This is a genomic window from Pseudomonas sp. GZD-222 (genome assembly GCF_049310525.1).
Classification (GTDB): domain Bacteria; phylum Pseudomonadota; class Gammaproteobacteria; order Pseudomonadales; family Pseudomonadaceae; genus Aquipseudomonas.
The window spans coordinates 1-21,826 of record NZ_JBMOWO010000056.1 but is presented as its reverse complement, the minus strand read 5'-3'; the positions used below and the strand labels follow the sequence as shown (position 1 = coordinate 21,826).

Genomic DNA, 21,826 nt, shown 5'->3' with positions numbered 1-21,826 from the left:
GGGTTCTGTTTCTTCAGTACTCCCGCTGTGCCGCCAGCATCCCCCCCCCCCCCCCCCCCCCCGCTCCCACCCTCAGAACCAGCGGTCGTTGCGCTTACGTCCGCGGCTCAGGGCCGGCAGGATCAGTCCGGCAAGCAGACCGGCCCCAGCGATACCGCCGCCGTAGACCATGTAACGCATCAATACCTGTTTGTTCTCATCGCCCAGGCGTGCCTGGGTGCTGCGCAGCTCCGACTGGGTGTCGCTCAGCTCTATATTGAGCGCCTTGCTGCGCGCTTCCAGTTCATCGATCAAGGCTTTGCGCGAGTCGAGGGTTTCCTGCATGCCTTGCACGCGGGTCTTCCAGCTGTCGTCGATGGTCTTGAGTTGCTGGCTCAGCTGGCTGACCTGCTCGGTCAGTTGCGGCAGGCGTTCTGCCTGGCCGGGAACCGCCTGCAGGTCGCTGCTGGTGATCCAGACGATATCGCCGGACTCACCGCGTACCTGGCTGTAGTTGCCCTGGGTGTCCAGCAGGGTGACTTTCTGCCCGGACTTGAGGTTGCCGACGATGCGGTGGCCGTTGGTAGGCCCGCTGCGCACGAAGGTGGTCAGGCTGTCGCTGACCCAGCGCTCGCTGCTGGCAGGCGCTTCTTCGGCCTGCACCGGGCCGCTCAGGGCAATCAGGGCGCCGATCAGGCCGAAGGCAAGTCTGTTGCGCGGGCGCAGGGAAGAAGAGAAAACAGGGGCAAGCGCCGCAGGAACAGGACGAGAGATAGGCATGATGGTCTTCGCGTGAAGTAAAAATTAAAAGCCCGATGACTGGGCCGGTGAACACGGGCGTGCACGCAAGCCGCCAGCAGAAAGACCACTTTTCTGCAGGCAGGTTCACTGAAGGGGGTAGGAAAATGGCAGCAAATGTTGCGGGCACTGGCTGTGCCCGCAACTCAGGGGAGGGTTGGAGTCAGGTCACAACGCGGTAGCAGGGCACGTACTCGGCGCCACCAGGCAGCTTCATGCGGTGCTGGGCGACGAAGGCTTCCAGCAGTTTGCCCAGCGGGTGCAAGACCGCCGCATCACCATGAATTTCGTACGGACCTTGCTCTTCGATCAGGCGGATACCCTTGTCCTTGACGTTGCCGGCGACAATCCCGGAGAACGCCCGGCGCAGGTTGGCGGCCAGTTCGTGGGCGGGCAGGTTACGGCGCAATTGCAGTCCGGCCATGTTCTCGTGGGTCGGGTCGAAGGGGCGCTGGAAGCTTTCTTCGATCTTCAGCAGCCAGTTGAAATGGAACGCATCGTTGCGCTCGCGACGGAACTGCTTGACCTCTTTGAGCCCCTCGACCATTTGTCGGGCCACTTCGGCCGGGTTGTCGATGATGATCTGGTAGTAGTTGCTCGCCTCGTCGCCAAGGGTGGCCTGGACGAAGGCATGCAGCTGCTGCAGGTACGGCTCGGCGCTTTTCGGTCCGGTGAGGATCACCGGGAACGGCAGGTCGCGGTTGTCCGGGTGCATGAGGATGCCGAGCAGATAGAGGAACTCTTCGGCAGTCCCGGCGCCACCGGGGAAGATGATGATGCCGTGGCCGACTCGTACGAAGGCTTCCAGACGTTTTTCGATGTCCGGCAGGATCACCAGTTCGTTGACGATCGGGTTGGGCGCTTCGGCGGCGATGATGCCCGGCTCGGTCAGCCCGAGGTAGCGGCTGCCGCTCATGCGCTGCTTGGCATGGGCGATGGTCGCGCCTTTCATCGGGCCTTTCATGACGCCCGGGCCGCAGCCGGTGCAGACGTCCAGTTTACGCAGGCCGAGCTCGTGACCGACCTTCTTGGTGTACTGATATTCCTCGCTGCTGATCGAGTGGCCGCCCCAGCACACCACCATCTTCGGCTCGACGCCAGGGCGCAGGGTGCGGGCATTGCGCAGCAGGTGGAAGACGTAGTCGGTGATGCCCTGGGAGCTTTCCAGGTCGATGCGCTGGCTGGCCAGTTCGCTTTCGGTGTAGACGATGTCGCGCAGGGCACTGAAGAGCATTTCGCGGGTGCTGGCGATCATCTCGCCATCGACGAAGGCGTCGGCCGGCGCATTGAGCAGCTCCAGGCGCACGCCGCGATCCTGTTGGTGAATGCGCACCTCGAAGTCCTTGTAGGCTTCGAGGATGGTCTTGGCGTTGTCGACATGCGCGCCGGTGTTGAGGATTGCCAGCGCGCACTGGCGGAACAAGGTGTACAGGCTGCCGGAACCGGCTTCACTCAGTTGCTGTACTTCACGTTGAGACAGTGTTTCCAGGCTGCCTTTTGGGCTGACAGATGCATTGATAACTTCACGTTGGGGCATTCTGGGTTTCCTGTGAGCGGGTAAACGTCCATCTTCTGAATACCACCATACCGACAAATTGTCGCAGCAACGAGTGCCTTGTCTGTCAGGACCGCTCTAAAGCACGTGGATCAGCTTTCCAGCCGACAGCATGCAAGGCTTCAAGCAGCTGTTCGGGCTTCAGCGCCAGGGCTTGCTGGCCATTGGCTTGCAAGTCGCTGGCGGCCAGCATCGCGTTGAGGATGGCTTCTTCCACGGCATCGGCCGCCGCGCTGAACAGGGCGGAGATGTGGTCGTTATTGACCATCTGCACCGTGCTGGTCGGTTCGCCCGGACGGCCGACATTGGTGATCGGCAAGTCGCTGTTGCCCACCGAAAAGGCCACGAAAATATCGCCGCTGGTGTCCTCGGTGCCGCCGCCGACCCGCGCCAGGCCGACACTGGCGCGCTGGGCCAGGCGCGTGCACTGATGGGGCAGCAGCGGCGCATCGGTGGCCAGGGTCACGACAATCGAACCCATACCGGCTTCGCCGATGTTGTCGCCGCCCCGAAACGGCGAAGGTAGCTCGCCCAGCACCTGGCCGACCGGATAGCCACCCACCCGCAGTGCTTCGCGCACGCCATAGTTGGCCTGCACCAGGGCGCCGACGGTCCAGCCGCCGGCTGCAGCGCTCAGCACCCGCGACGAAGTACCGATGCCGCCCTTGAATTCGTGACAGATCATCCCGGTGCCACCGCCTATGCAACCTTCGGTCACCGGCCCGCTACGGGCATCGGCCAGGGCAGCATGGACGTGCTCGGCAGTGACGTGCTGACCCCAGATGTCATTGAGCACGCCATCGTAGGTTTCCAGCACCGTGGGCATGCACCAGTAGGTGCGATGCTTGCCCAGCTCGCGTTCGGCAGCCACCAACGCATCGCGGACCACGCCGACGCTGTGGGTGTTGGTGTAGGCAATCGGCGTGGTCAGAAGGCCTGCTTCGCGAATCCACTCAAGCCCGGTCGCGTCACCGTTGCCGTTGAGTACATGGACACCGGCAAAGCACGGTTGCAGGTGCGCCGGTTGCGGCCGTGGCTCGATCACGGTGACGCCGGTGTGGACCGATTGCTCGCCGTTTTCGCGATGGATCGTGTGATGACCGACACGAACACCAGGGACATCGGTAATGGCGTTGTAGACGCCGGGATTGCCCATGCCAATACGGATGCCCAGCTCACGAATACGCATTGTTTCACTGCTCCATCGGAAAGTTTCGAAGGCCGCTTGCTGCCGTGCCTGCCCCGGGGTCATGCCGTACATGACAAACCGGGCGGGCTACCGCAATACTGCGTGCCGGTGTGCAGAGTCTAGGAACTCGGCCCGCCGTTGGCGATTCCCCCCAGTCGTTACCCCTCAGGAGTTATCGGTGCAGACGCTATTCGAAGCTGCGGCCCATCATCATGGGCTGGCCAAGGTGATCGAGCAGTTGGGGCGGCCAGGGTTCTGGCAGCAGACCCTGATGCTGCTGAACCAGATGCTGCCGTTCGACAACGGGCTGGTGATCTTTGCCGAGAACGACTGCGCACCGGTGGTGCTGGCCGAGTTCGACCGCGGCTTCAGCGATACACCGTCGCCCATGCCCCTTTACCTCAGTGGCCTGTACCTGCTCGACCCGTTCAACCAGGCCATGCAGGACGGCCTGGCCGACGGCGTCTATCGCATGGAAGAGGTGGCGCCGGACGAATTTCGTCAGAGCGACTATTTTCAGAACTACTTTCGCTCGGCCATCGGCGAGGACGAGCTACAGTTGATCCTTAACCTGACGCCGGGGCAGCGGCTGGCGATTTCCCTGGGCGCTAACCAGCGCTTCGAGACCGCACACCTGGGGCAGATGACGCTGTACGCACCCTGGCTGCTGGCGCTGTTGCGCCAACACTGGCGGTTGCAGAACCCGACCCAGGACAACGCTACCCAGGTGACGCCGGTAGAGCGCGCGCTGGAGCACTTCGGCAGCGATACCCTGTCGGCCCGCGAGCTGGAAATCGCTCGTCTGGTGTTGCGTGGCAACTCCAGCAAAGCGATTGCCAAGCGCCTGACTATTTCCCAGGAAACGGTGAAAGTGCACCGTCGCAACCTGTACGCCAAGCTGGGTGTTTCAACACAATCAGAGCTGTTCAGCCTGTTTTTGCAACGGCTGACTCAACAGGAAACACAGGAGTGAATGATGCTGCGACTACTGGGCAAGGCTTCATCGATCAACGTGCGCAAAGTGCTGTGGACCTGCGCCGAGCTGAAACTGGAAGTTGAACGTGAAGACTGGGGCTCGGGCTTTCAGTCGACCCACAGCGAGGCGTTTCTGGCGCTCAATCCCAATGCCATGGTGCCGGTGATCGAAGACGGCGATTTCGTCTTGTGGGAGTCCAACAGCATCATCCGATACCTGGTCAACCAGTATGGCGGCGAGCACCTGTATCCGACGGCGGCAAAATTGCGCGCGCGGGTCGATCAGTGGATGGACTGGCAGGCAACCGACCTCAACGGCGCCTGGAGCTACGTTTTTCTCTCACTGGTGCGCCAGTCACCCGCGCACCAGGATCCTGAAGCCCTGGCTGCGGCATGCCGCAACTGGGCGCGGAACATGACCATCCTCGATCGCCAGCTTGAACGCACCGGTGCCTATGTCAGCGGTGAGGTGTTTTCCCTGGCGGACATCCCCATCGGCCTGTCGGTCAACCGTTGGTTCCAGACGCCGCTGGAGCGTCCTGCGCTGCCAGCGGTGCAAGCCTATTACGAGCGCTTGAGCCAGCGCGAAGGCTACCGTCTGCATGGGCGCAACGGCACGCCGTAACGGCTATTGGTCCAGCGCGGTGAGGATCGCGTGGGCGACTTTGACCCGTTCGGCATTCGGATAGTTTTTGTTCGCCAGCAGCACGATGCCGATGCGCTTTGACGGTACGAAGACCACGTAGGCACCAAAACCGTTGGTCGAGCCGGTCTTGTTCAGCAGCGTGTTGTCCTGCAACGGCTGGGCTGGATTAAGCCACTCCACCCGGTGGGGTTCGAGGGTCATCGACGTGGAGTTTCCTGCCAGCAATTGATCCAGGGTCAGCGGGTAGCGGTACTGCTCCCAGCCCAGGCCCTGGGTCATTTCGCCTACGCGGTAATAACCGGTCTGGGTTATGGCCGTGGCCCGCTGCAACGGCGCACTGAGGCTTTGTGGCTGCAGGTTGGCGTCGACATAGCGGAGCAAGTCGGCGGAAGTGGTTTTCAGTCCATAGGCCTCGGCATCCAGCGCTCCCGGACCGACACGCACGGCTTTATCCTCTTTGTCATAGCCTTGGGCATAGTTGCCCATTTGTGCCGCAGGCACTTCGACGAAGGTGTGTTGCAGGCCCAGTTGTGGCAGCAGCTGTTTTTCCATCAGCTCGACAAACGGGGTGTCCTGGCTTTTCGCGGCCAGGTAGCCGAACAATCCCAGGCTCGGGTTGGAATACAGTCGATACGTGCCAGGCGCATAGTCGGCCTTCCAGTGGCGGTAGTAGTCGAGCAGCGACGCCTGGTCCTTGACCTGCTCGGGGAACTGCAAGGGCAGACCGCCAGCGCTGTAGGTACCGAGGTTGAGCAGGGTGATGCCATCGAACGCAGTGCCCTTGAGCTGCGGCCAATGCTTGCTGGCCGGATCGCTCAGCGACAGCTTGCCGTTGGCCTGGGCCAGGGCGGCGAGGGTGGCGGTGAAGGTTTTACTCACCGAGCCGATCTCGAACAGCGTGTCGGTGCTCACGGCCTGGCCGGTCTGTTTCGATGCCACCCCGTAGTTAAAGTAGTGCTGCTTGCCGTTGACGCTGACGGCCACGGCCATGCCGGGAATGGCCTGTTGCTGCATCAGCGGGCGCACGACGGTGTTCACCGCTGACTCAAGCTGCGCGTCGGGCAGGGTACTGGCGACGCTCTGGCCGGTCGCCAGGATAAGTGTTACAGCGGCCAGAATCCCTGGCCTGACCTTGGTTTTATGGTGCATCATCGGACAAGGTTCCATATGCGTGGAAGGTGGTGAGCCTGGCTGCAGCAGGGACCGCCAATCTAGGGGCTTTGCCGGTCCGCGGCAAACGATGATATTTAGCAGCAGCCATTAGAAAAACTATGGAGTCCTGATGATCCGGCCGCATCTGCCGTTGAATGCCTTGCGGGCTTTCGAGGCCTCGGCGCGGCACCTGAGTTTCACCCGCGCAGCGATCGAGCTGTGCGTGACCCAGGCCGCCGTCAGCCATCAGGTCAAGAGCCTCGAAGCCCAGCTCAAGGTTACGCTGTTCAAGCGCCTGCCCCGCGGCCTGATGCTGACCAGCGAGGGAGAAACCTTGTTGCCGGTGCTGCGCGATTGCTTTGACCGCATCGCCCAAGCCCTGGACCGTTTCGAAGGTGGGCACTATCGGGAAGTACTGACGGTCGGAGCCGTGGGCACATTTGCCGTCGGCTGGTTGCTGCCGCGCCTGGCGGATTTCCAGGCCCGCCACCCCTATATCGATCTGCGTCTGTCCACCAACAACAACCGTGTCGACGTCGCCGCCGAAGGGCTCGACTATGCGATCCGGTTCGGCAGTGGCGCCTGGCACGGCATTGAAGCTGTGCCCTTGTTCGAAGCCCCGCTGTCGGTGCTGTGTACGCCGCAGATCGCGGCGAAGCTGCAGTCACCGGCGGACCTGTTGCAACAGACCCTGCTGCGTTCTTACCGTACCGATGAGTGGACCGAGTGGTTCATCGCCGCGGGCGTAACTGGCGCTGTACAGCCGGCGCGCACCGTGGTCTTCGACTCGTCGCTGGGGATGATGGAGGCTGCGCAACAAGGGGCGGGCGTCGCCCTGGCGCCACCCTTGATGTTCGAACGGCTGTTGGCCAGTGATGCCGTTCGCCAGCCCTTTGCGGTCAGCATCAGCACCGGCAGTTACTGGCTGACGCGCCTGCAGTCGCGGGCCGAAACCACGGCGATGTCGGCGTTCAAGGCATGGTTGTGCAGTGCCACGGCAGTTGAAACCCTTCTATGAACTCTCGGCCCGGGCCCGAAAGAACGCCCCCGGCGGCAGGCCGAACTGCTTGCCGAATACGGCGATAAAGGCCGACAGCGAATCGTAGCCACAGGCCAGGGCGACATCGGTTACCCGTTCACCACGCTCCAGTGCCGGCAGCGCGCTGAGCAGGCGCATGCGCTGGCGCCAGAGACGAAAGCTCAGGCCGGTTTCGCGCTGGAACAGACGGCTCAGGGTCTTTTCCGACACGCCCACCTGGATCGCCCAGTCGCCCAGGCTGGTTGGCGCATCGGGCTGTGCCTGCAGGTGGTTGCACAGTGTGCGCAGGTGGCTGCTCTGGGGCAGCGGCAACATCAATTTTTGCTCGCCAGCCATCGCCAGTTGATCGAGCAGCACCTGTACCAGGCGCCCGTCGGCGCCTTGCGGGTCATAGTGCACCGGCAGTTCACTGAAGGTGCGGATCAGCTCGCGCAACAGCGGGTTGACCGCAATCACCCGGCACTGCGTGGCTGACCAGGCAACCGGCGCGTGTTGCAGATAGAGGCTGCGCAAACAGGTATCGCCAGGACAGCTGACCCGGTGCTGGACTTGTGCCGGAATCCACACGGCGCGTTGCGGCGGCACCAGGTAGAAACCGTTATCGGTATGCACTTGCAGCACACCGCCAAGGGCATAGGACAGCTGCCCCCAAGGGTGCGCGTGGCGGTAACCCAGAACAATGTTGGGCAAACTCTGGACATGACCGTAAAGCGGGCGCGGCAGCTGGCTCAGGTGCTCGAGTGCTTGCGGCTCAGGCAGGGTGGGTTGTCCGTTTGGCGACACTGGCAGGGTTCTGGCGTTAGTGAAGAAGGTGCAAAGACCTTATCGTCTGCCACGCCACAATAACAAGTCAGGATCGACCATGAAGTACCTGCGCATGCTGTTCGACAATTTCACCCTGGCCCTCCTCGGGGTGATCCTCGTTGCCACCTTGCTGCCCTGTGAAGGCAGCGGGGCGGTGCTGTTCGGCTGGCTGACCAACCTGGCCATCGGCCTGTTGTTCTTCCTGCATGGCGCCAAGCTGTCGCGTGAGGCGGTCGCTGCGGGGGCCGGGCACTGGCGCCTGCACCTGTTGGTGTTCACCTGCACTTTCGTGATGTTTCCGCTGCTGGGCATGGCATTCAAGCCATTGTTCCTGCCGCTGGTGGGCGATGAGTTGTATCTGGGCGTGCTCTATCTGTGTGCTTTGCCTGCGACGGTGCAGTCGGCTATCGCCTTCACCTCGCTGGCACGTGGCAACATTCCCGCGGCGATCTGCAGCGCCGCTGCTTCCAGCTTGCTGGGCATTGTGTTGACGCCGTTGCTGGTGGTCTTGCTGATGGGCGTAGAGGGCGATACCGGCTCAAGCCTGGACGCGGTGTTGAAGATCGTCCTGCAGTTACTGGTGCCCTTTGTCGCCGGGCAACTGGCGCGACGCTGGATCGGCCACTGGGTGGCGCGTAATGCGCGCTGGCTGAAAATCGTCGACCAGGGCTCAATCCTGCTGGTGGTCTACACCGCGTTCAGCGATGCGGTGGTCAGCGGTCTGTGGCATTCGGTGGCGCCCTCGCGGCTGGCCGGGTTGGTGCTGGTCTGTTGTCTGTTGCTGGCGGTGGTGCTCTGGTGCACGGCGGCCCTCGGGCGCTGGCTGGGGTTCAACGTCGAAGACCGCATCACCATTCTGTTTGCCGGTTCGAAAAAAAGCATGGCCACCGGCGTGCCGATGGCTCAGGTGCTGTTTGTCGGCGGTGGTATTGGCGCGATGATCCTGCCCCTGATGATCTTCCACCAGATCCAGCTGATGGTCTGCGCAGTGCTGGCCCAGCACTACGCAGCGCGTGGTGGTGAGTCGGCGCTCAGAGCAGAACACCCTTGACCGGTTGCAGCTGCGCCGGGGCTGCATCGCCGGAGAGCTCGCGCACGGCGATTTCCAGGTTGCGGCACATCGCGTCCAGCGCCAGGTCGTTGGGCTGAGTGTCGAAGGGATCGGCGATCTGGTCACCCAGTGCATCCAGGCCAAAGAAGGTGTAGGCCAGCACACAGACGGCAAATGGGGTGAACCAGCCAATGCTGTCCACCAGGCAGAACGGCAGCAGGAAGCAGTAGACATGCACGATGCGGTGCAGCATCAGAATGTAGGGGTAGGGGATCGGCGTGTTCTTGATCCGTTCGCAGCCACCCAGCACGTAGGACAGACGACTCAATTGCTGGTCAAGGTTGGCCTGGAGTACCTCGCCACCGCCGGCTTCACGCACCTGGGCCATGAAACGCTGACCGACGATGCCGAGCAGGCGGCTGGCCGGGGCGTCGCTGCTGGCCAGCAGGGCGCGGGTCGGGCTGTCGAGCAAGCGTTGCAGGTCGGCGCTGGCCGGGGTGCCACGTAGCTGGTCGCGCAGCACATAGGCGAAGGCCACCAACGGATCGAGCAGGGCGCGGCGCTGATCAGGGTTCAGGGTGGGTAGCAGGCTCAGGGTCTGGCGGGTCAGGTTGCGGCTGACAATCAGCAGCTCGCCCCACAGTGTGCGCGCCTCCCAGAAGCGCTGGTAGGCCACGGTATTCCTGAAACCGAGGAAGATCGCCAGGGTCAGGCCCCACAAGGTAAAGGGCGTCGCGGTGAGGATGACCTTGTATTCGAACAAGGTGCCGTGGGTGGCCACCACGGCCGAGCTGATCAGCACGGTGTACAGCACTTTGCGCCAGATGGCCGGAATGATCGAGCCCTTGAGCGAGAACAGCAGGACGCGGATGGAGGGTTTTTGCGGCTGGATGATCATTGAGGCAAACCTAGAACAGTGGCGCGAGAAGTTGCGCGCACTACTGTAGGGCAAAGGCCCGCAGGGTTACAGCTCGACGAACGTGGCAGGTGACTGCAGCACCCGACGCGCTGAAACAGCGACGTCGGGATATTGCCTGGCTCAATTACTTTTGAGTCCTGCTCACTCGTGGCAGCAGTGCGGCTTGTCGGCATCGGCCCCTTCGTAGCGGTCGTGATAGCGCACCCAGTCCATGGTGCCTTCCTCGTTGCGCCCCTTGGGCATCAGGTCGAGGAAGTTGTAGGCGCCGACCAGGATGTCCAGGCCGCGGGCGTAACTTGAGTAGGTGTGAAAGAGCGTGCCGTCAGCGTCGCGATAGAACACGCTCAAGCCTGGCAGCTCGGTTTCGTTACCCGAGTAGGGTTCGTAGTTGTACTGGCTGCTGCCGTCATCGCTGACACTGACGCCGAACTCCCGGTTGAAGGGGCTGCCGTGGGACGACAGCCAGGGAAACTTCCAGCCCATGCGTTGCTTGAACGCCTGGAACTGGGCAAAGGGCGCCCGCGACACGGCCACCAGCGAAACATCGTGGTGGGCCAGGTGCAAATTGGCGCCATCGAAGTGGTCGGCGAGGAACGAGCAACCGTCGCAGCCTTCGCTCCAGCCGTCGGCGAACATGAAGTGATAGACCAGTAGCTGGCTGCGTCCAGCGAACAGGTCGGCCAGGCTCAGGTGTCCCTGTGGACCTTCAAAACTGTAGTTCTGCTCGACCCGTACCCATGGCAGTGCACGCCGGGCTCTGCTGAGCTCGTCGCGCTGGTGGGTCAGGGCCTTTTCATGCAACAGCAATTGTCGCCGGGCACTGAGCCATTCGCTGCGGGAAACCACTTGCGGGTTGCGGTAGTTGTCCATGGTCACGCTCCTGCGGGGGAATGTACTCATGGTCGTCCGGGCAAGAGGGGAATCGACAGGCTGGCTTCAACAGAGGTGTCTGGCTGATGAGCGGTCTCTCCGAGCGATACGCCCTAATCGATTCAGCTGGCGATTTGCCATTTTCTCTTCAGGTTCACCGTTGTCGCTGAAGGTTGATAGGCCTACTATCCATAGGCTTATGAAAAATAAGCCTAAGCTTATAGCCAGACTTATAACAAGAGAATGGAGCCCGTGATGATCCCACTGGATCGAATCCTGATGAGCAGCGTGCTGCTCTTTTCAGTTCCCGCAGCCCTTGCCGCAGACGGTCAGAAAATCTTCAGCCAGGGTGGCCAGAATCCTGCCGCAATGGCCTGCCTGGGGTGCCATGGTGTCGACGGCAAAGGCATGGCTGCAGCAGGTTTTCCGCGCCTGGCCGGGTTGCCGGCCGCCTACCTGAGCAAGCAACTGCACGATTTTCGTAATGGCAGTCGCAAAAATCCAATCATGGAACCCCTGGCCAAAGCCCTCAGCGATGAGGAAATCCAGGCGGTGACGACCACATTGGCGGCCATGCCAGGCGACGCCGTGGCCGATACCCGCAGGCAACAGATGGCGGCGGATGCCACGCAGAAGCTGGCCTTGTACGGCGACTGGAACCGTAAGATCCCGGGCTGTGTGCAATGTCACGGACCGGGCGGTGTCGGGGTAGGGGAACATTTTCCACCCTTGGCTCACCAACCTGCGGCCTACCTGGTGGCGCAACTCAATGCCTGGCGCGACGGCAGTCGCAGCAACGATCCGAACCAGTTGATGGTGGGTGTGGCCAAGGCCATGAGCGATGAGGAAGTGAAGGCGGTGGCTGACTACTTTGCCAATCCTGCCAGCCAGGAGGTCAAACCATGAAGTCACTCATGTTCGCAGTCCTGGCCCTGACACTGGGCAGCGCCCACGCCGCCTCCATCGCCATGGAAGACCAGTCGCAACTCAAGGTGCCTGCGGCGGCGGGTGCCCAGGGCTTTGCCCCGCCGGCTGAAAGTGAACTGCCGGACAACGCCTTCGGCAAAATGGTCCGCCAGGGTCATGCGCTGTTCGTCGATACCCGGCGACTGATGCCGGACAAGGTCGGTAACGGCCTGAACTGCAGCAACTGCCACCTGGATCAGGGGCGCCTGGGTAACTCGGCACCGCTGTGGGGCGCGTATCCGATGTACCCGGCGTACCGTAAGAAAAACGACAAGGTCAACACCTTTGCCGAACGTATCCAGGGCTGCTTCCAGTTCAGCATGAACGGCACGCCACCGGCGGCTGACAGCCCGGAAATGACCGCGTTGTCGGTGTATGCCTACTGGTTGGCAAGCAAAGCGCCGATTGGCGTGGAAACCCCGGGGCGCGGTTATCCCGAGGTGGCGCAGCCGGCCCAGGGCTATGACTTCAAGCGCGGTGAGCAGGTTTATCAGCAACAATGTGCAATCTGCCACGGGGCTGAAGGCCAGGGCCAGAAGGTGGCTCAGGACTACGTGATGCCGCCGCTGTGGGGCAAGGACTCCTACAACTGGGGGGCAGGCATGCACCGGATCAATACAGCGGCCTCGTTTATCAAGTACAACATGCCTTTGGGCAAGCCCGGCACTTTGAGCGATCAGCAAGCCTGGGATGTTGCCGCCTACATCAACCGTCATGAACGGCCCCAGGATCCGCGGCTGGTGGAGGGCTCGATCGAGAAGACGCGAGTCAAATACCACGCCAATGACGGGGTCAATCTGTATGGGCAGACGATAGACGGGGTGCTGATCGGCAAGGGCACGTTGTAGAGCCTTGCGTGTCGGTGGCAGCGCTGCTGCTACCGACAGTTCCCGGCGTCGTAGGGGTGCGATATTTACCTTCCCCGGGAACTATCTACACTAGGATTTCTCTATCATGGCATCGACCAGTTGATGGGGGGCATTGTAAGGTGACCGCCGCCTGATTAGACTGCGCCGAATTTCGTACGCAAAGCCCTTGTTAAGGACGTATATGATCAAGAAATGCTTGTTCCCGGCAGCCGGTTACGGCACTCGCTTCCTGCCCGCTACCAAAGCCATGCCCAAGGAAATGCTGCCGGTGGTGAACAAGCCACTGATCCAGTACGGCGTTGAAGAAGCGCTGGAAGCTGGACTGAACGAGATTTCCATTGTTACCGGCCGCGGCAAGCGCGCTCTGGAAGACCACTTCGACATCAGCTATGAGCTGGAAAACCAGATCAAGGGCACCGACAAGGAAAAATACCTGGTCGGCATCCGTCGTCTGCTCGACGAGTGTTCGTTCTCCTACACCCGTCAGACTGAAATGAAAGGCCTGGGTCACGCGATCCTCACCGGTCGCCCACTGATCGGCGATGAGCCGTTCGCCGTGGTGCTGGCGGACGACCTGTGCGTCAACCTTGAAGGCGACGGCGTACTCAAGCAGATGGTCAAGCTGTACAAACAGTACCGCTGCACCATTGTTGCAATCATGGAAGTCGACCCGCAGGAAACCAGCAAATATGGTGTGATTGCCGGTGATCTGATCGGTGATGACCTGTACCGTGTACGCAACATGGTCGAGAAGCCAAAACCTGAAGATGCGCCGTCGAACCTGGCGATCATCGGCCGTTACATCATGACCCCGGACATCTTCAAGCTGATCGAAGAAACCGAGCCGGGCAAGGGCGGTGAGATCCAGATCACCGACGCACTGATGAAACAGGCCCAGGATGGCTGCGTTATTGCCTACAAGTTCAAGGGCAAGCGCTTCGACTGCGGTGGCGCCGAAGGCTACATCGAAGCGACCAACTTCTGCTTCGAGAACTTCTACAAGACCGGTAAGGCTTACTGAGTCCTCGGTGTTGTATGAAAAAGCCACCTTCGGGTGGCTTTTTTGTTTCCGACTTGTCAGTCGGGGTATGCTGACGGCCTGCCAAGGAGACTGAAATGGCCTACGATTTTGATCTGTTTGTAATTGGTGCCGGATCCGGCGGTGTGCGCGCTGCGCGTTTTGCTGCGGGCTTCGGGGCAAAAGTGGCGGTTGCCGAAAGCCGTTACCTGGGCGGTACCTGCGTTAACGTTGGCTGTGTGCCGAAAAAGCTGCTGGTCTACGGCGCGCATTTCGCCGACGACTTCGAGCAGGCCGCAGGCTTTGGCTGGTCGCTGGAAGACGCGCAGTTCGATTGGGGGCAGTTGATCGCCAACAAGAACCGCGAGATCGAGCGGCTTAACGGCATCTACCGCAACCTGCTGGTCAACAGCGGCGTGACCCTGCTCGAAGGCCACGCCAAGCTGACCGGCGCCCATGAAGTGGAAATCGACGGCCAGCGCTACAGTGCCGAGCATATTCTGATTGCCACCGGTGGCTGGCCGCAGATCCCGGACATTCCGGGCAAGGAACTGGCGATCAGCTCCAACGAGGCGTTCTTCCTCAAGGACCTGCCCAAGCGCGTGCTGGTGGTCGGCGGCGGTTATATTGCCGTGGAATTTGCCGGCATCTTCCAGGGCCTGGGGGCGAAAACTTCGCTGCTGTACCGTGGCGAGCTGTTCCTGCGTGGCTTTGACAGCGCAGTGCGTACGCATCTTAAGGAAGAGCTGGAAAAACGTGGCATGGACCTGCAGTTCAACAGCGATATCCAGCGCATCGAGCGCCAGGACGACTGCAGCCTCAAGGCCACCCTCAAGGATGGTCGCGAGCTGGTCGCCGACTGCGTGTTCTACGCCACCGGCCGGCGGCCGATGCTCGACAACCTGGGCCTGGAAAACACCGGGGTGGAGCTTGACCCGCGCGGCTTCATTCGTGTCGATGACCTGTACCAGACCACTGAGCCGTCGATCCTGGCCATTGGTGATGTAATCGGTCGGGTGCAATTGACGCCTGTGGCCCTGGCCGAAGGCATGGCGGTGGTACGGCGCCTGTTCAAACCCGAGCAGTATCGTCCGGTGGACTACCAGAACATTCCGACAGCGGTGTTCAGTCAGCCGCCTATCGGTACGGTGGGCCTGACGGAAGAACAGGCACTTGAGCAAGGCCACAAGGTACAGATCTTCGAGAGCCGCTTCCGGCCGATGAAGCTGACCTTGACCGAGGTTCAGGAAAAGACCCTGATGAAACTGGTGGTCGACGCTGACACCGACCGCGTGTTGGGCTGCCATATGGTCGGCCCGGATGCCGGCGAAATCATCCAGGGCCTTGGCATTGCACTGAAGGCCGGGGCGACCAAGCAGCAGTTCGACGAAACCATCGGCGTGCACCCGACGGCTGCCGAAGAGTTTGTCACCCTGCGCACGCCGGTTTCGCGTTGAGCCACGCCCCTGCAGTGTTGCCGTGCAGGAGCTGTGCAGTTTCCTACCTGAGCTGAAACGAAAGCGTACGTTCTTGGCCGACTACCGCTGGCAGTCGGCAACAGCGACATTCCAGATACTGACTGGGCCTTGCATAGCAGCGCACAGTCAGGTCAGGGCCTGATTGTCTCAATCATTTCCCTCAAGAATGTCACTATGAAACCTTCAAAAAAGCATATTTTTGCATTGGGTTGCAGCCTTCTTCTTAGCGCGGGACTGGTACAAGCCGACGGCCAGATGAGCTTCAGCGGTAGCGTTCTGGCGAGCACCTGCCAGGTCAATGGTGGTCAGAATAATGTGGCGGTAAACCTGCCACAGGTGCCGTCCAGCCTGCTGGCCAACCCTGGTCAGGTCGCTGGAAACACGCCTTTCGCCTTGAGGCTGACCAACTGCACGCCCGGTTTGAATCGCGTTTCCACCTATTTTGAACCGGGTCCTACCGTTAGCCCGCAAGGTCGACTGATCGTTGATAGCGGTGGAAGCACAAACGTCGAAGTGCAACTGCGTAACGACACTAACGCGCCAATGAATCTCGCAGGGGCCGAAGGTAGTCAGAACTCCCAGATCGTCGACATCAGCAACGGCCAGGCATTGCTCAACTACTCGGCTGAGTACTACTCCCTGGGTAACACCACTCCTGGGCCGGTGAACACCCGCGTGCAATACACCCTGACCTACCCGTGATGTTCCAGGCGGCCCTTTCCGGGCTGCCTTCCCCTGTATTTGTCGATCCAGGAAACCCCATGAAAGGATCCTGCCTGCCGTTCTGGCGCGGGTGGCTGCTGGCTGCCTGGCTATTCAGTGGCGCCGTTAATGCCAATGTGGTGATTGCTACAACCCGGGTGGTCTATCCCGCCGAGGAGACGGAAGTCACCGTCAGCCTGAGCAACCAGGGGCAGCATCCCTCTCTGGTCCAGGTGTGGATCGATGAGGGGCGAGCGAACGTGCCGGTGGAGCAGCTTCAGGTACCGTTCAGCCTGACACCGGCGTTGTTCCGACTCGAGCCTGGCAAGGGCCAGACGCTGCGTTTGTTTGTGGGTGAGCACGACTTCGCTCACGACCGCGAGAGCCTGTACTGGCTCAATGTGCTCGACATTCCACCTAAAGGCCAGGGCAACACCCTGCAAGTAGCCGTGCGCTCCCGGATCAAGTTGCTGTATCGCCCCAAGGGGCTTGCAGGCAGTGCCCAGCATGCCCCCCAAGCGCTGACCTGGCGCCTGCTCAAACGCGGCGAGGCGTGGATGCTCGAAGCGCACAATCCCAGTCGCTATCACGTCAACCTCAGCGAACTGTCCGTGCACCTGGCGGGGCGGGTGTACGAGGCAGCCTCCAGTCATATCGACCCTTTGTCGACACAACTGTTTACCGTGCCAGGCCTCGATCAGGTCGAGGCGTCCAAGGCCAGCGTGCACTTTAGCAGTGTCACTGATTATGGCGCGGTGCTGTCAGCGCAACACACCGCTGACGTGGTACGCACGCACTGACCGCGCCGGAGACGACCGTTATGAACAGGTTTTCTGCCGGCCGCCAGCGGTTGTCGGTCCGGGGCCTGCTGTGCCTGGGATTAGCAATGGCGAGTAGCGATGCACCGGCTGCGGCATTGCAGTTCGATGCCCGGTTCTTGCAAGGAGAACAGGGCCTTGCTGCCGATGTCAGGCGCTTTCAGCACGCCGATACGATACCTGAAGGCGACCAGACACTGGATGTAGTGATCAATGAGCAGTGGAAGGGGCGTTGGTCAGTGTCCTTGCGTCGACAAGGTGATGAACAGCAAGCCAGTCCTTGCTACAGCGACGCGTTGCTGCATGCCTTGGCCATTGATGCCGCACAGCTTGCCATCTCGGTACGCGAGCAACTGCAACGTGCTGATAGCTGTCTGCCGTTGGCAGCATTGGCGCTTGAGGCCACTGAACAACTGGATTTTTCCGGGTTACGCCTGAACCTGCAAATTGCCCAGCAGGCGTTGTTGTACACACCACGCGATTATCTGCCTGCGGAGCAATGGGACAGTGGCACAGGTGCGGCCTTCATCGATTACCGTCTCAACCTGTTCAGTCAACAGAGTCGAGCCGATGGCCAGCGTTGGCAGCAGTCGTTTCTGGGACTGCGCAGTGGCGTCAATACCGGCGCATGGTACTGGCGGCATGAAGGCAATCTCCAGGCCGGGGCAGGCATCGAGCAATCCTACAAACCTATGGCCACCTATGTGCAACGCGATGTGGCCCCGTGGAAGGCAAAACTGACACTGGGGCAGGCTTACAGCCGCGGCGAGGTGTTCGACAGTATCGCTTACCTGGGGCTCGGGCTTGGCAGCGACGAGCGCATGTTACCGGCTTCGCAGCGCGGTTTTGCGCCGACAGTCAGTGGCGCAGCCTACAGCACCGCGCTGCTGACCATACGCCAGCGCGGCGTGGTGGTGCATGAGTCGACCGTGGCGCCTGGGGCATTCGAAATCAGCGACCTGTATGCCAACGGTTTCAGTGATGATCTGGAAGTGACCCTGAGGGAGGCTGATGGTAGCCAGCGCACCTTCACCGTGCCTTATCAGGTGGCGCCGCTGGCGTTGCGTCCAGGCGCCAGTCGTTTTGATTTCAGCCTCGGAAGCTGGCGCGACAGCCTGGGAGGCACTGGGCCAGAGCATGTGCAGGGCAGTTGGCAGCAGGGGATAAGCAATCGTGTCAGCGTCCATGGCGGTTTGCTGGGGGCCGATCGCTACCAGGCTGGCGCACTCGGGGCGACCATCAACAGTCGTCTGGGAGCCGTGTCGCTGACCGCGCTGCAGTCTCGCGCAGCACTGAATGTCCAAGGGGCGTTCAGCGGTCAGGCGCTGCGCCTTAATTGGCGCCAGGTGGTGGCGTCGTCGATGAGCGACTTGAGCGCCAGTCTGCTTGGCAGTGATCTGGGCTACTACGGCTTCAATGAATTTGCCCGTAGGCAGTACGATGTCGATTCTGTTTTCTATCCAAAGCAGCGTAGCCGCTTGCGTGCAAGTCTTGCCGTCAACCAGGGCCTGGGCGAGCAGGGTGGCCGCTTGACCCTGCAGACCACGCATACGCAACGTTGGCGGCAGCCGGGGAGCGATCTGAGCTACTCACTCGGTTACTACCACCGGTTTGGTTCGCTGGGATACGGGATCAATGCCATTCGTGAGCAGTACTCATCGACGGGGCGGCTCAACCGTTTCGGTGTGACCTTCAGCGTGCCGTTCGGTGAGACCCGACGCAGTTCCTTGAGCAGCACCCCGAACAGCGATGCCCGAGGGCAGTACGCGACGACCACCCGACTCAGTACAACGGCCGGTGAGCACGGCGAGTGGGGTTATGGTTTGGGTCTTGCCACGGCGCATGACGACCAGCGCGACACTGCCGGTCTGGACGCCAATCTGCTCTACCGCGGTCCTGTCGCCGAAGTCAGCGGTACGTTTGCCCAGCACAGCGATTACCGTCAGGCCTCATTGGGCGTTCGCGGTGCGCTTGTCGCTCATGCCGGCGGGCTCACAGGTGCGCAGCCGCTGGGCGAGAGCTTTGCCATTGTGCATGCGCCCGGTGCCATGCACGCACGCCTGAAACAGGCGCCGCAGGTGCGGCTTGATCGCCGCGGCTATGGCGTACTACCGGAGTTGATGCCCTACAGCCTCAATACCGTGGAGCTTGATCCCAAAGGTACTGCACAGGATGTCGAACTGCAGATCAGCAGCCAGCAAGTGGTGCCGCGTGCCGGTGCGGCAGCGCTGCTGTACTACCCGACCCGCAGCGGACGCAGTGCGGTAATCGACGCGCGGCTGGCCGATGGCGCGGCCTTGCCGTTCGGTGCCCAGGTGCTGGATGAATCCGGCCAGGAACTGGGTATGGTCGGGCAGGGCAGTCGCTTGCATGTGCGCGGCGTCAACGACCAGGGGACGCTGCAGGTGCGTTGGGGCGAAAGCCTGCAGCAACAGTGTTCGCTGATCTACCGGATGCCGGATAGCACGCCGATCGGCAACGCTCCGGCGCAGCTCACAGCTACCTGTGCGCAATCTGCCAATGATCGGCCGGAGGCGTTGTTATGAGTGTTCAACCTATCTGGCTCGGTACTTATAGCCAAAACCAATCAACAACATGAGCTTTGCCAATGAGCATTGAGCGAATGTATTAGCTACGATTCTCCCATCAGATTTTTCAACCCCCTGAAGGAGAGTCACTCATGCCTATCATCAACAGCCAGGTAAAACCGTTCAAAGCCACTGCTTACCACCAGGGCAAGTTCGTCGAAGTGTCTGAAGCCGACCTCAAGGGCAAATGGTCCGTGGTGTTCTTCTACCCGGCCGACTTCACCTTCGTCTGCCCGACCGAGCTGGGCGACCTGGCCGACAATTACGCCGAGTTCAAGGATCTGGGTGTAGAAATCTACGGCGTGTCCACCGACACCCACTTCACCCACAAAGCCTGGCACGACACCTCGGACACCATCGGCAAGATCCAGTACCCGCTGATCGGTGACCCGACCCATGTGATCTCGCGCAACTTCGACGTGCTGATCGAAGAAGCCGGTATCGCTGACCGTGGCACCTTCGTGATCAACCCTGAAGGCCAGATCAAGATCGTTGAATTGAACGATGGCGGTGTTGGCCGTGACGCCAGCGAACTGCTGCGCAAGATCAAGGCTGCCCAGTACGTCGCTGCCCACCCAGGCGAAGTTTGCCCGGCCAAGTGGAAAGAAGGCGAAGCCACTCTGGCGCCATCGCTGGACCTGGTCGGCAAGATCTAAGACCGTGAGCCAGCCGAGGGCGGTGGTCTACCGCACCTGACGTTGTCACCGCCCCGCAAAACGCCCGGGCGCTTTCGCCCGGGCGTTGTTATTTCTACCGTTTGAAAAAGGAATCGCCCGTATGTTGGACGCCACGCTTAAAACTCAGTTGAAAACCTACCTGGAGCGGGTCACTCAGCCGATCGAGATCGTTGCTTCCCTCGATGACGGCGCGAAATCCCGCGAATTGCGCGACCTGCTGGTGGAAATTGCCAGCCTGTCCACCTTGATTACCTTGCGTGAGGACGGCAGCGACGAGCGTCGCCCTTCGTTCTCGCTCAATCGCCCGGGGGGCGACATCAGCCTGCGCTTTGCCGGCATCCCCATGGGCCACGAATTCACCTCGCTGGTGCTCGCCCTGCTGCAGGTTGGCGGTCACCCGTCCAAAGCCGGCGCAGAACTGATCGAGCAGATCAGCGCGCTCAAAGGTGAGTTCAACTTTGAAACCTACTTCTCGTTGTCGTGCCAGAACTGCCCGGACGTGGTCCAGGCGCTGAACCTGATGGCGGTGCTCAACCCCAACGTGCGCCATGTCGCCATCGACGGCGCGCTGTTCCAGGCCGAAGTCGAAGCGCGCAAGGTCATGGCCGTGCCGAGCGTCTACCTCAACGGCGAAGTGTTTGGCCAGGGCCGCATGGGCCTGGAAGAAATCGTCGCCAAGCTGGACACCAGCACCGGTGAACGCCAGGCCGAGAAAATCAACGCCAAAGATGCCTTTGATGTACTGGTGGTAGGCGGTGGCCCGGCCGGCGCCGCAGCGGCGATCTACGCCGCACGTAAAGGCATCCGTACCGGTGTTGCGGCCGAACGTTTCGGCGGTCAGGTGCTCGACACCATGGCCATCGAGAACTTCATTTCGGTACAGGAAACCGAAGGCCCGAAACTGGCCATGGCCCTGGAAGAGCACGTTAAACAGTACGACGTCGACATCATGAACCTGCAGCGCGGTGAGGCGCTGATTCCGGGCACTGATGGTGGTCTGCACGAAGTTCGCCTGGCCAGTGGTGCCTCGCTCAAGGCCAGAACCGTGATCCTGGCGACCGGTGCGCGCTGGCGTGAAATGAACGTGCCGGGTGAAAAAGAATACCGCAGCCGTGGCGTTGCCTACTGCCCGCACTGCGATGGCCCGCTGTTCAAAGGCAAGCGTGTGGCCGTCATCGGTGGCGGTAACTCAGGTGTCGAAGCGGCCATTGACCTGGCCGGTATCGTCGCCCAGGTAACGCTGATCGAGTTCGATAGCCAGTTGCGTGCCGATGCGGTGCTGCAACGCAAGCTGCACAGTCTGCCGAACGTGAAGGTGATCACCAGTGCGCTGACTACCGAAGTGCTGGGTGACGGTGAGAAGGTCAACGGTCTGCGTTACAAGGATCGCAACAGCGATGAGCTGCATGACATCGCCCTGGAAGGGATCTTTGTACAGATCGGCCTGCTGCCCAATACCGACTGGCTCAAAGGCACGCTCGAACTGTCGCCGCGTGGCGAGATCATCGTCGATGCCCGTGGCCAGACCAACCTGCCAGGTGTGTTTGCTGCAGGCGACGTGACCACGGTGCCGTACAAGCAGATCGTGATTGCGGTGGGCGAGGGGGCCAAGGCTTCACTGGCAGCCTTTGATCACCTGATCCGTACTTCTGCACCGGCCTGATAAACCAGATCGCGGGGGGAGCAAGCCCCCCCCCCCACAGGAGGAGGGGCTAGCCCACGAGGGAGGTCCC

Annotated in this window: 20 protein-coding genes; 13 read left to right on the top strand and 7 right to left on the bottom strand. The window is 61.3% G+C overall.

From position 1 onward, the window contains the following. Positions 1 to 72 precede the first annotated feature (72 nt). The 3 genes from ACO6VD_RS10760 to ACO6VD_RS10750 all read right to left on the bottom strand — a co-directional run bounded on the left by ACO6VD_RS10760 (position 73) and on the right by ACO6VD_RS10750 (position 3,521). A complete protein-coding gene (locus ACO6VD_RS10760; RefSeq protein ID WP_422418906.1) occupies positions 73 to 759 on the bottom strand; it encodes a TIGR04211 family SH3 domain-containing protein in 687 nt (228 codons plus the stop codon). A gap of 181 nt (positions 760 to 940) precedes the next feature. Further along, a complete protein-coding gene (gene ppnN / locus ACO6VD_RS10755) occupies positions 941 to 2,314 on the bottom strand; it encodes a nucleotide 5'-monophosphate nucleosidase PpnN (RefSeq protein ID WP_422418904.1) in 1,374 nt (457 codons plus the stop codon). 85 nt (positions 2,315 to 2,399) lie between these two features. Next, entirely contained in the window at positions 2,400 to 3,521 is a 1,122-nt protein-coding gene (locus ACO6VD_RS10750) for a P1 family peptidase (protein WP_422418902.1), read from the bottom strand. Between the two features lie 178 nt (positions 3,522 to 3,699). Here ACO6VD_RS10750 and ACO6VD_RS10745 point away from each other — a divergent pair, with 178 nt between their 5' ends. Both ACO6VD_RS10745 and ACO6VD_RS10740 read left to right on the top strand, forming a co-directional pair. Then, a complete protein-coding gene (locus tag ACO6VD_RS10745; RefSeq protein ID WP_422418900.1) occupies positions 3,700 to 4,494 on the top strand; it encodes a response regulator transcription factor in 795 nt (264 codons plus the stop codon). A gap of 3 nt (positions 4,495 to 4,497) precedes the next feature. Next, the gene (locus ACO6VD_RS10740; protein ID WP_422418898.1) at positions 4,498 to 5,121 is read left to right on the top strand and encodes a glutathione S-transferase family protein; all 624 of its coding nucleotides are present in this window, start codon (positions 4,498 to 4,500) and stop codon (positions 5,119 to 5,121) included. Positions 5,122 to 5,124: 3 nt separating this feature from the next. Here ACO6VD_RS10740 and ampC read toward each other — a convergent pair whose 3' ends face one another. Further along, on the bottom strand, positions 5,125 to 6,291 hold the full coding sequence (ampC, locus tag ACO6VD_RS10735; RefSeq protein ID WP_422418908.1) for a class C beta-lactamase: 1,167 nt from the start codon (positions 6,289 to 6,291) through the stop codon (positions 5,125 to 5,127). 133 nt (positions 6,292 to 6,424) lie between these two features. Here ampC and ACO6VD_RS10730 point away from each other — a divergent pair, with 133 nt between their 5' ends. Beyond that, the gene (locus ACO6VD_RS10730; protein ID WP_422418896.1) at positions 6,425 to 7,312 is read left to right on the top strand and encodes a LysR family transcriptional regulator; all 888 of its coding nucleotides are present in this window, start codon (positions 6,425 to 6,427) and stop codon (positions 7,310 to 7,312) included. Here ACO6VD_RS10730 and ACO6VD_RS10725 read toward each other — a convergent pair. Beyond that, positions 7,307 to 8,116: an AraC family transcriptional regulator gene (locus tag ACO6VD_RS10725; protein ID WP_422418894.1), complete on the bottom strand. Its 810-nt coding sequence runs from the start codon at positions 8,114 to 8,116 to the stop codon at positions 7,307 to 7,309. The genes ACO6VD_RS10730 and ACO6VD_RS10725 overlap by 6 nt on opposite strands. A gap of 79 nt (positions 8,117 to 8,195) precedes the next feature. Here ACO6VD_RS10725 and ACO6VD_RS10720 point away from each other — a divergent pair, with 79 nt between their 5' ends. Beyond that, positions 8,196 to 9,188: a bile acid:sodium symporter family protein gene (locus ACO6VD_RS10720; protein WP_422418892.1), complete on the top strand. Its 993-nt coding sequence runs from the start codon at positions 8,196 to 8,198 to the stop codon at positions 9,186 to 9,188. On the opposite strand, the gene ACO6VD_RS10715 is transcribed toward ACO6VD_RS10720, so the two are convergent. Then, positions 9,169 to 10,086 (bottom strand): bestrophin family protein, encoded by a 918-nt coding sequence (locus tag ACO6VD_RS10715; protein ID WP_422418890.1) that lies wholly within the window; start codon positions 10,084 to 10,086, stop codon positions 9,169 to 9,171. The two genes, ACO6VD_RS10720 and ACO6VD_RS10715, sit on opposite strands and share 20 nt — an antisense overlap. Positions 10,087 to 10,248: 162 nt before the next feature. Further along, entirely contained in the window at positions 10,249 to 10,977 is a 729-nt protein-coding gene (locus ACO6VD_RS10710; RefSeq protein WP_422418887.1) for a DUF899 domain-containing protein, read from the bottom strand. 255 nt (positions 10,978 to 11,232) lie between these two features. Here ACO6VD_RS10710 and ACO6VD_RS10705 point away from each other — a divergent pair, with 255 nt between their 5' ends. The 9 genes from ACO6VD_RS10705 (at position 11,233) to ahpF (ending at position 21,756) form a co-directional block, all read left to right on the top strand. Then, a complete protein-coding gene (locus tag ACO6VD_RS10705) occupies positions 11,233 to 11,883 on the top strand; it encodes a c-type cytochrome (protein ID WP_422418885.1) in 651 nt (216 codons plus the stop codon). Beyond that, positions 11,880 to 12,791: a c-type cytochrome gene (locus ACO6VD_RS10700; RefSeq protein ID WP_422418882.1), complete on the top strand. Its 912-nt coding sequence runs from the start codon at positions 11,880 to 11,882 to the stop codon at positions 12,789 to 12,791. Before ACO6VD_RS10705 ends, ACO6VD_RS10700 begins: the two co-directional genes overlap by 4 nt. A gap of 202 nt (positions 12,792 to 12,993) precedes the next feature. Next, a complete protein-coding gene (gene galU, locus ACO6VD_RS10695; RefSeq protein WP_128325695.1) occupies positions 12,994 to 13,833 on the top strand; it encodes a UTP--glucose-1-phosphate uridylyltransferase GalU in 840 nt (279 codons plus the stop codon). 95 nt (positions 13,834 to 13,928) lie between these two features. Next, entirely contained in the window at positions 13,929 to 15,287 is a 1,359-nt protein-coding gene (gene gorA, locus ACO6VD_RS10690; RefSeq protein ID WP_422418880.1) for a glutathione-disulfide reductase, read from the top strand. A 195-nt stretch (positions 15,288 to 15,482) separates the two neighbouring features. Then, positions 15,483 to 16,010, top strand: coding sequence for a fimbrial protein (locus tag ACO6VD_RS10685; protein ID WP_422418878.1), 528 nt, complete (start codon positions 15,483 to 15,485; stop codon positions 16,008 to 16,010). A gap of 59 nt (positions 16,011 to 16,069) precedes the next feature. Continuing rightward, positions 16,070 to 16,810 carry a molecular chaperone gene (locus tag ACO6VD_RS10680; protein ID WP_422418876.1) on the top strand — a complete coding sequence of 247 codons (741 nt, stop codon included), beginning with the start codon at positions 16,070 to 16,072 and terminating at the stop codon, positions 16,808 to 16,810. Positions 16,811 to 16,830: 20 nt separating this feature from the next. Next, a complete protein-coding gene (locus tag ACO6VD_RS10675; protein WP_422418874.1) occupies positions 16,831 to 19,374 on the top strand; it encodes a fimbria/pilus outer membrane usher protein in 2,544 nt (847 codons plus the stop codon). Between the two features lie 134 nt (positions 19,375 to 19,508). Continuing rightward, a complete protein-coding gene (gene ahpC / locus ACO6VD_RS10670) occupies positions 19,509 to 20,072 on the top strand; it encodes an alkyl hydroperoxide reductase subunit C (RefSeq protein WP_038612379.1) in 564 nt (187 codons plus the stop codon). Positions 20,073 to 20,193: 121 nt separating this feature from the next. Continuing rightward, a complete protein-coding gene (gene ahpF, locus ACO6VD_RS10665; RefSeq protein WP_422418872.1) occupies positions 20,194 to 21,756 on the top strand; it encodes an alkyl hydroperoxide reductase subunit F in 1,563 nt (520 codons plus the stop codon). Positions 21,757 to 21,826 lie beyond the last annotated feature (70 nt).

Bases quoted from the DNA above. Each gene is read 5' to 3' on its own strand.
- ACO6VD_RS10760 (WP_422418906.1), bottom strand. From the start codon at position 759: ATGCCTATCTCTCGTCCTGTTCCTGCGGCGCTTGCCCCTGTTTTCTCT.
- ppnN (WP_422418904.1), bottom strand. From the start codon at position 2,314: ATGCCCCAACGTGAAGTTATCAATGCATCTGTCAGCCCAAAAGGCAGC.
- ACO6VD_RS10750 (WP_422418902.1), bottom strand. From the start codon at position 3,521: ATGCGTATTCGTGAGCTGGGCATCCGTATTGGCATGGGCAATCCCGGC.
- ACO6VD_RS10740 (WP_422418898.1), top strand. From the start codon at position 4,498: ATGCTGCGACTACTGGGCAAGGCTTCATCGATCAACGTGCGCAAAGTG.
- ampC (WP_422418908.1), bottom strand. From the start codon at position 6,291: ATGCACCATAAAACCAAGGTCAGGCCAGGGATTCTGGCCGCTGTAACA.
- ACO6VD_RS10730 (WP_422418896.1), top strand. From the start codon at position 6,425: ATGATCCGGCCGCATCTGCCGTTGAATGCCTTGCGGGCTTTCGAGGCC.
- ACO6VD_RS10720 (WP_422418892.1), top strand. From the start codon at position 8,196: ATGAAGTACCTGCGCATGCTGTTCGACAATTTCACCCTGGCCCTCCTC.
- ACO6VD_RS10715 (WP_422418890.1), bottom strand. From the start codon at position 10,086: ATGATCATCCAGCCGCAAAAACCCTCCATCCGCGTCCTGCTGTTCTCG.
- ACO6VD_RS10710 (WP_422418887.1), bottom strand. From the start codon at position 10,977: ATGGACAACTACCGCAACCCGCAAGTGGTTTCCCGCAGCGAATGGCTC.
- ACO6VD_RS10705 (WP_422418885.1), top strand. From the start codon at position 11,233: ATGATCCCACTGGATCGAATCCTGATGAGCAGCGTGCTGCTCTTTTCA.
- ACO6VD_RS10700 (WP_422418882.1), top strand. From the start codon at position 11,880: ATGAAGTCACTCATGTTCGCAGTCCTGGCCCTGACACTGGGCAGCGCC.
- galU (WP_128325695.1), top strand. From the start codon at position 12,994: ATGATCAAGAAATGCTTGTTCCCGGCAGCCGGTTACGGCACTCGCTTC.
- gorA (WP_422418880.1), top strand. From the start codon at position 13,929: ATGGCCTACGATTTTGATCTGTTTGTAATTGGTGCCGGATCCGGCGGT.
- ACO6VD_RS10685 (WP_422418878.1), top strand. From the start codon at position 15,483: ATGAAACCTTCAAAAAAGCATATTTTTGCATTGGGTTGCAGCCTTCTT.
- ACO6VD_RS10680 (WP_422418876.1), top strand. From the start codon at position 16,070: ATGAAAGGATCCTGCCTGCCGTTCTGGCGCGGGTGGCTGCTGGCTGCC.
- ACO6VD_RS10675 (WP_422418874.1), top strand. From the start codon at position 16,831: ATGAACAGGTTTTCTGCCGGCCGCCAGCGGTTGTCGGTCCGGGGCCTG.
- ahpC (WP_038612379.1), top strand. From the start codon at position 19,509: ATGCCTATCATCAACAGCCAGGTAAAACCGTTCAAAGCCACTGCTTAC.
- ahpF (WP_422418872.1), top strand. From the start codon at position 20,194: ATGTTGGACGCCACGCTTAAAACTCAGTTGAAAACCTACCTGGAGCGG.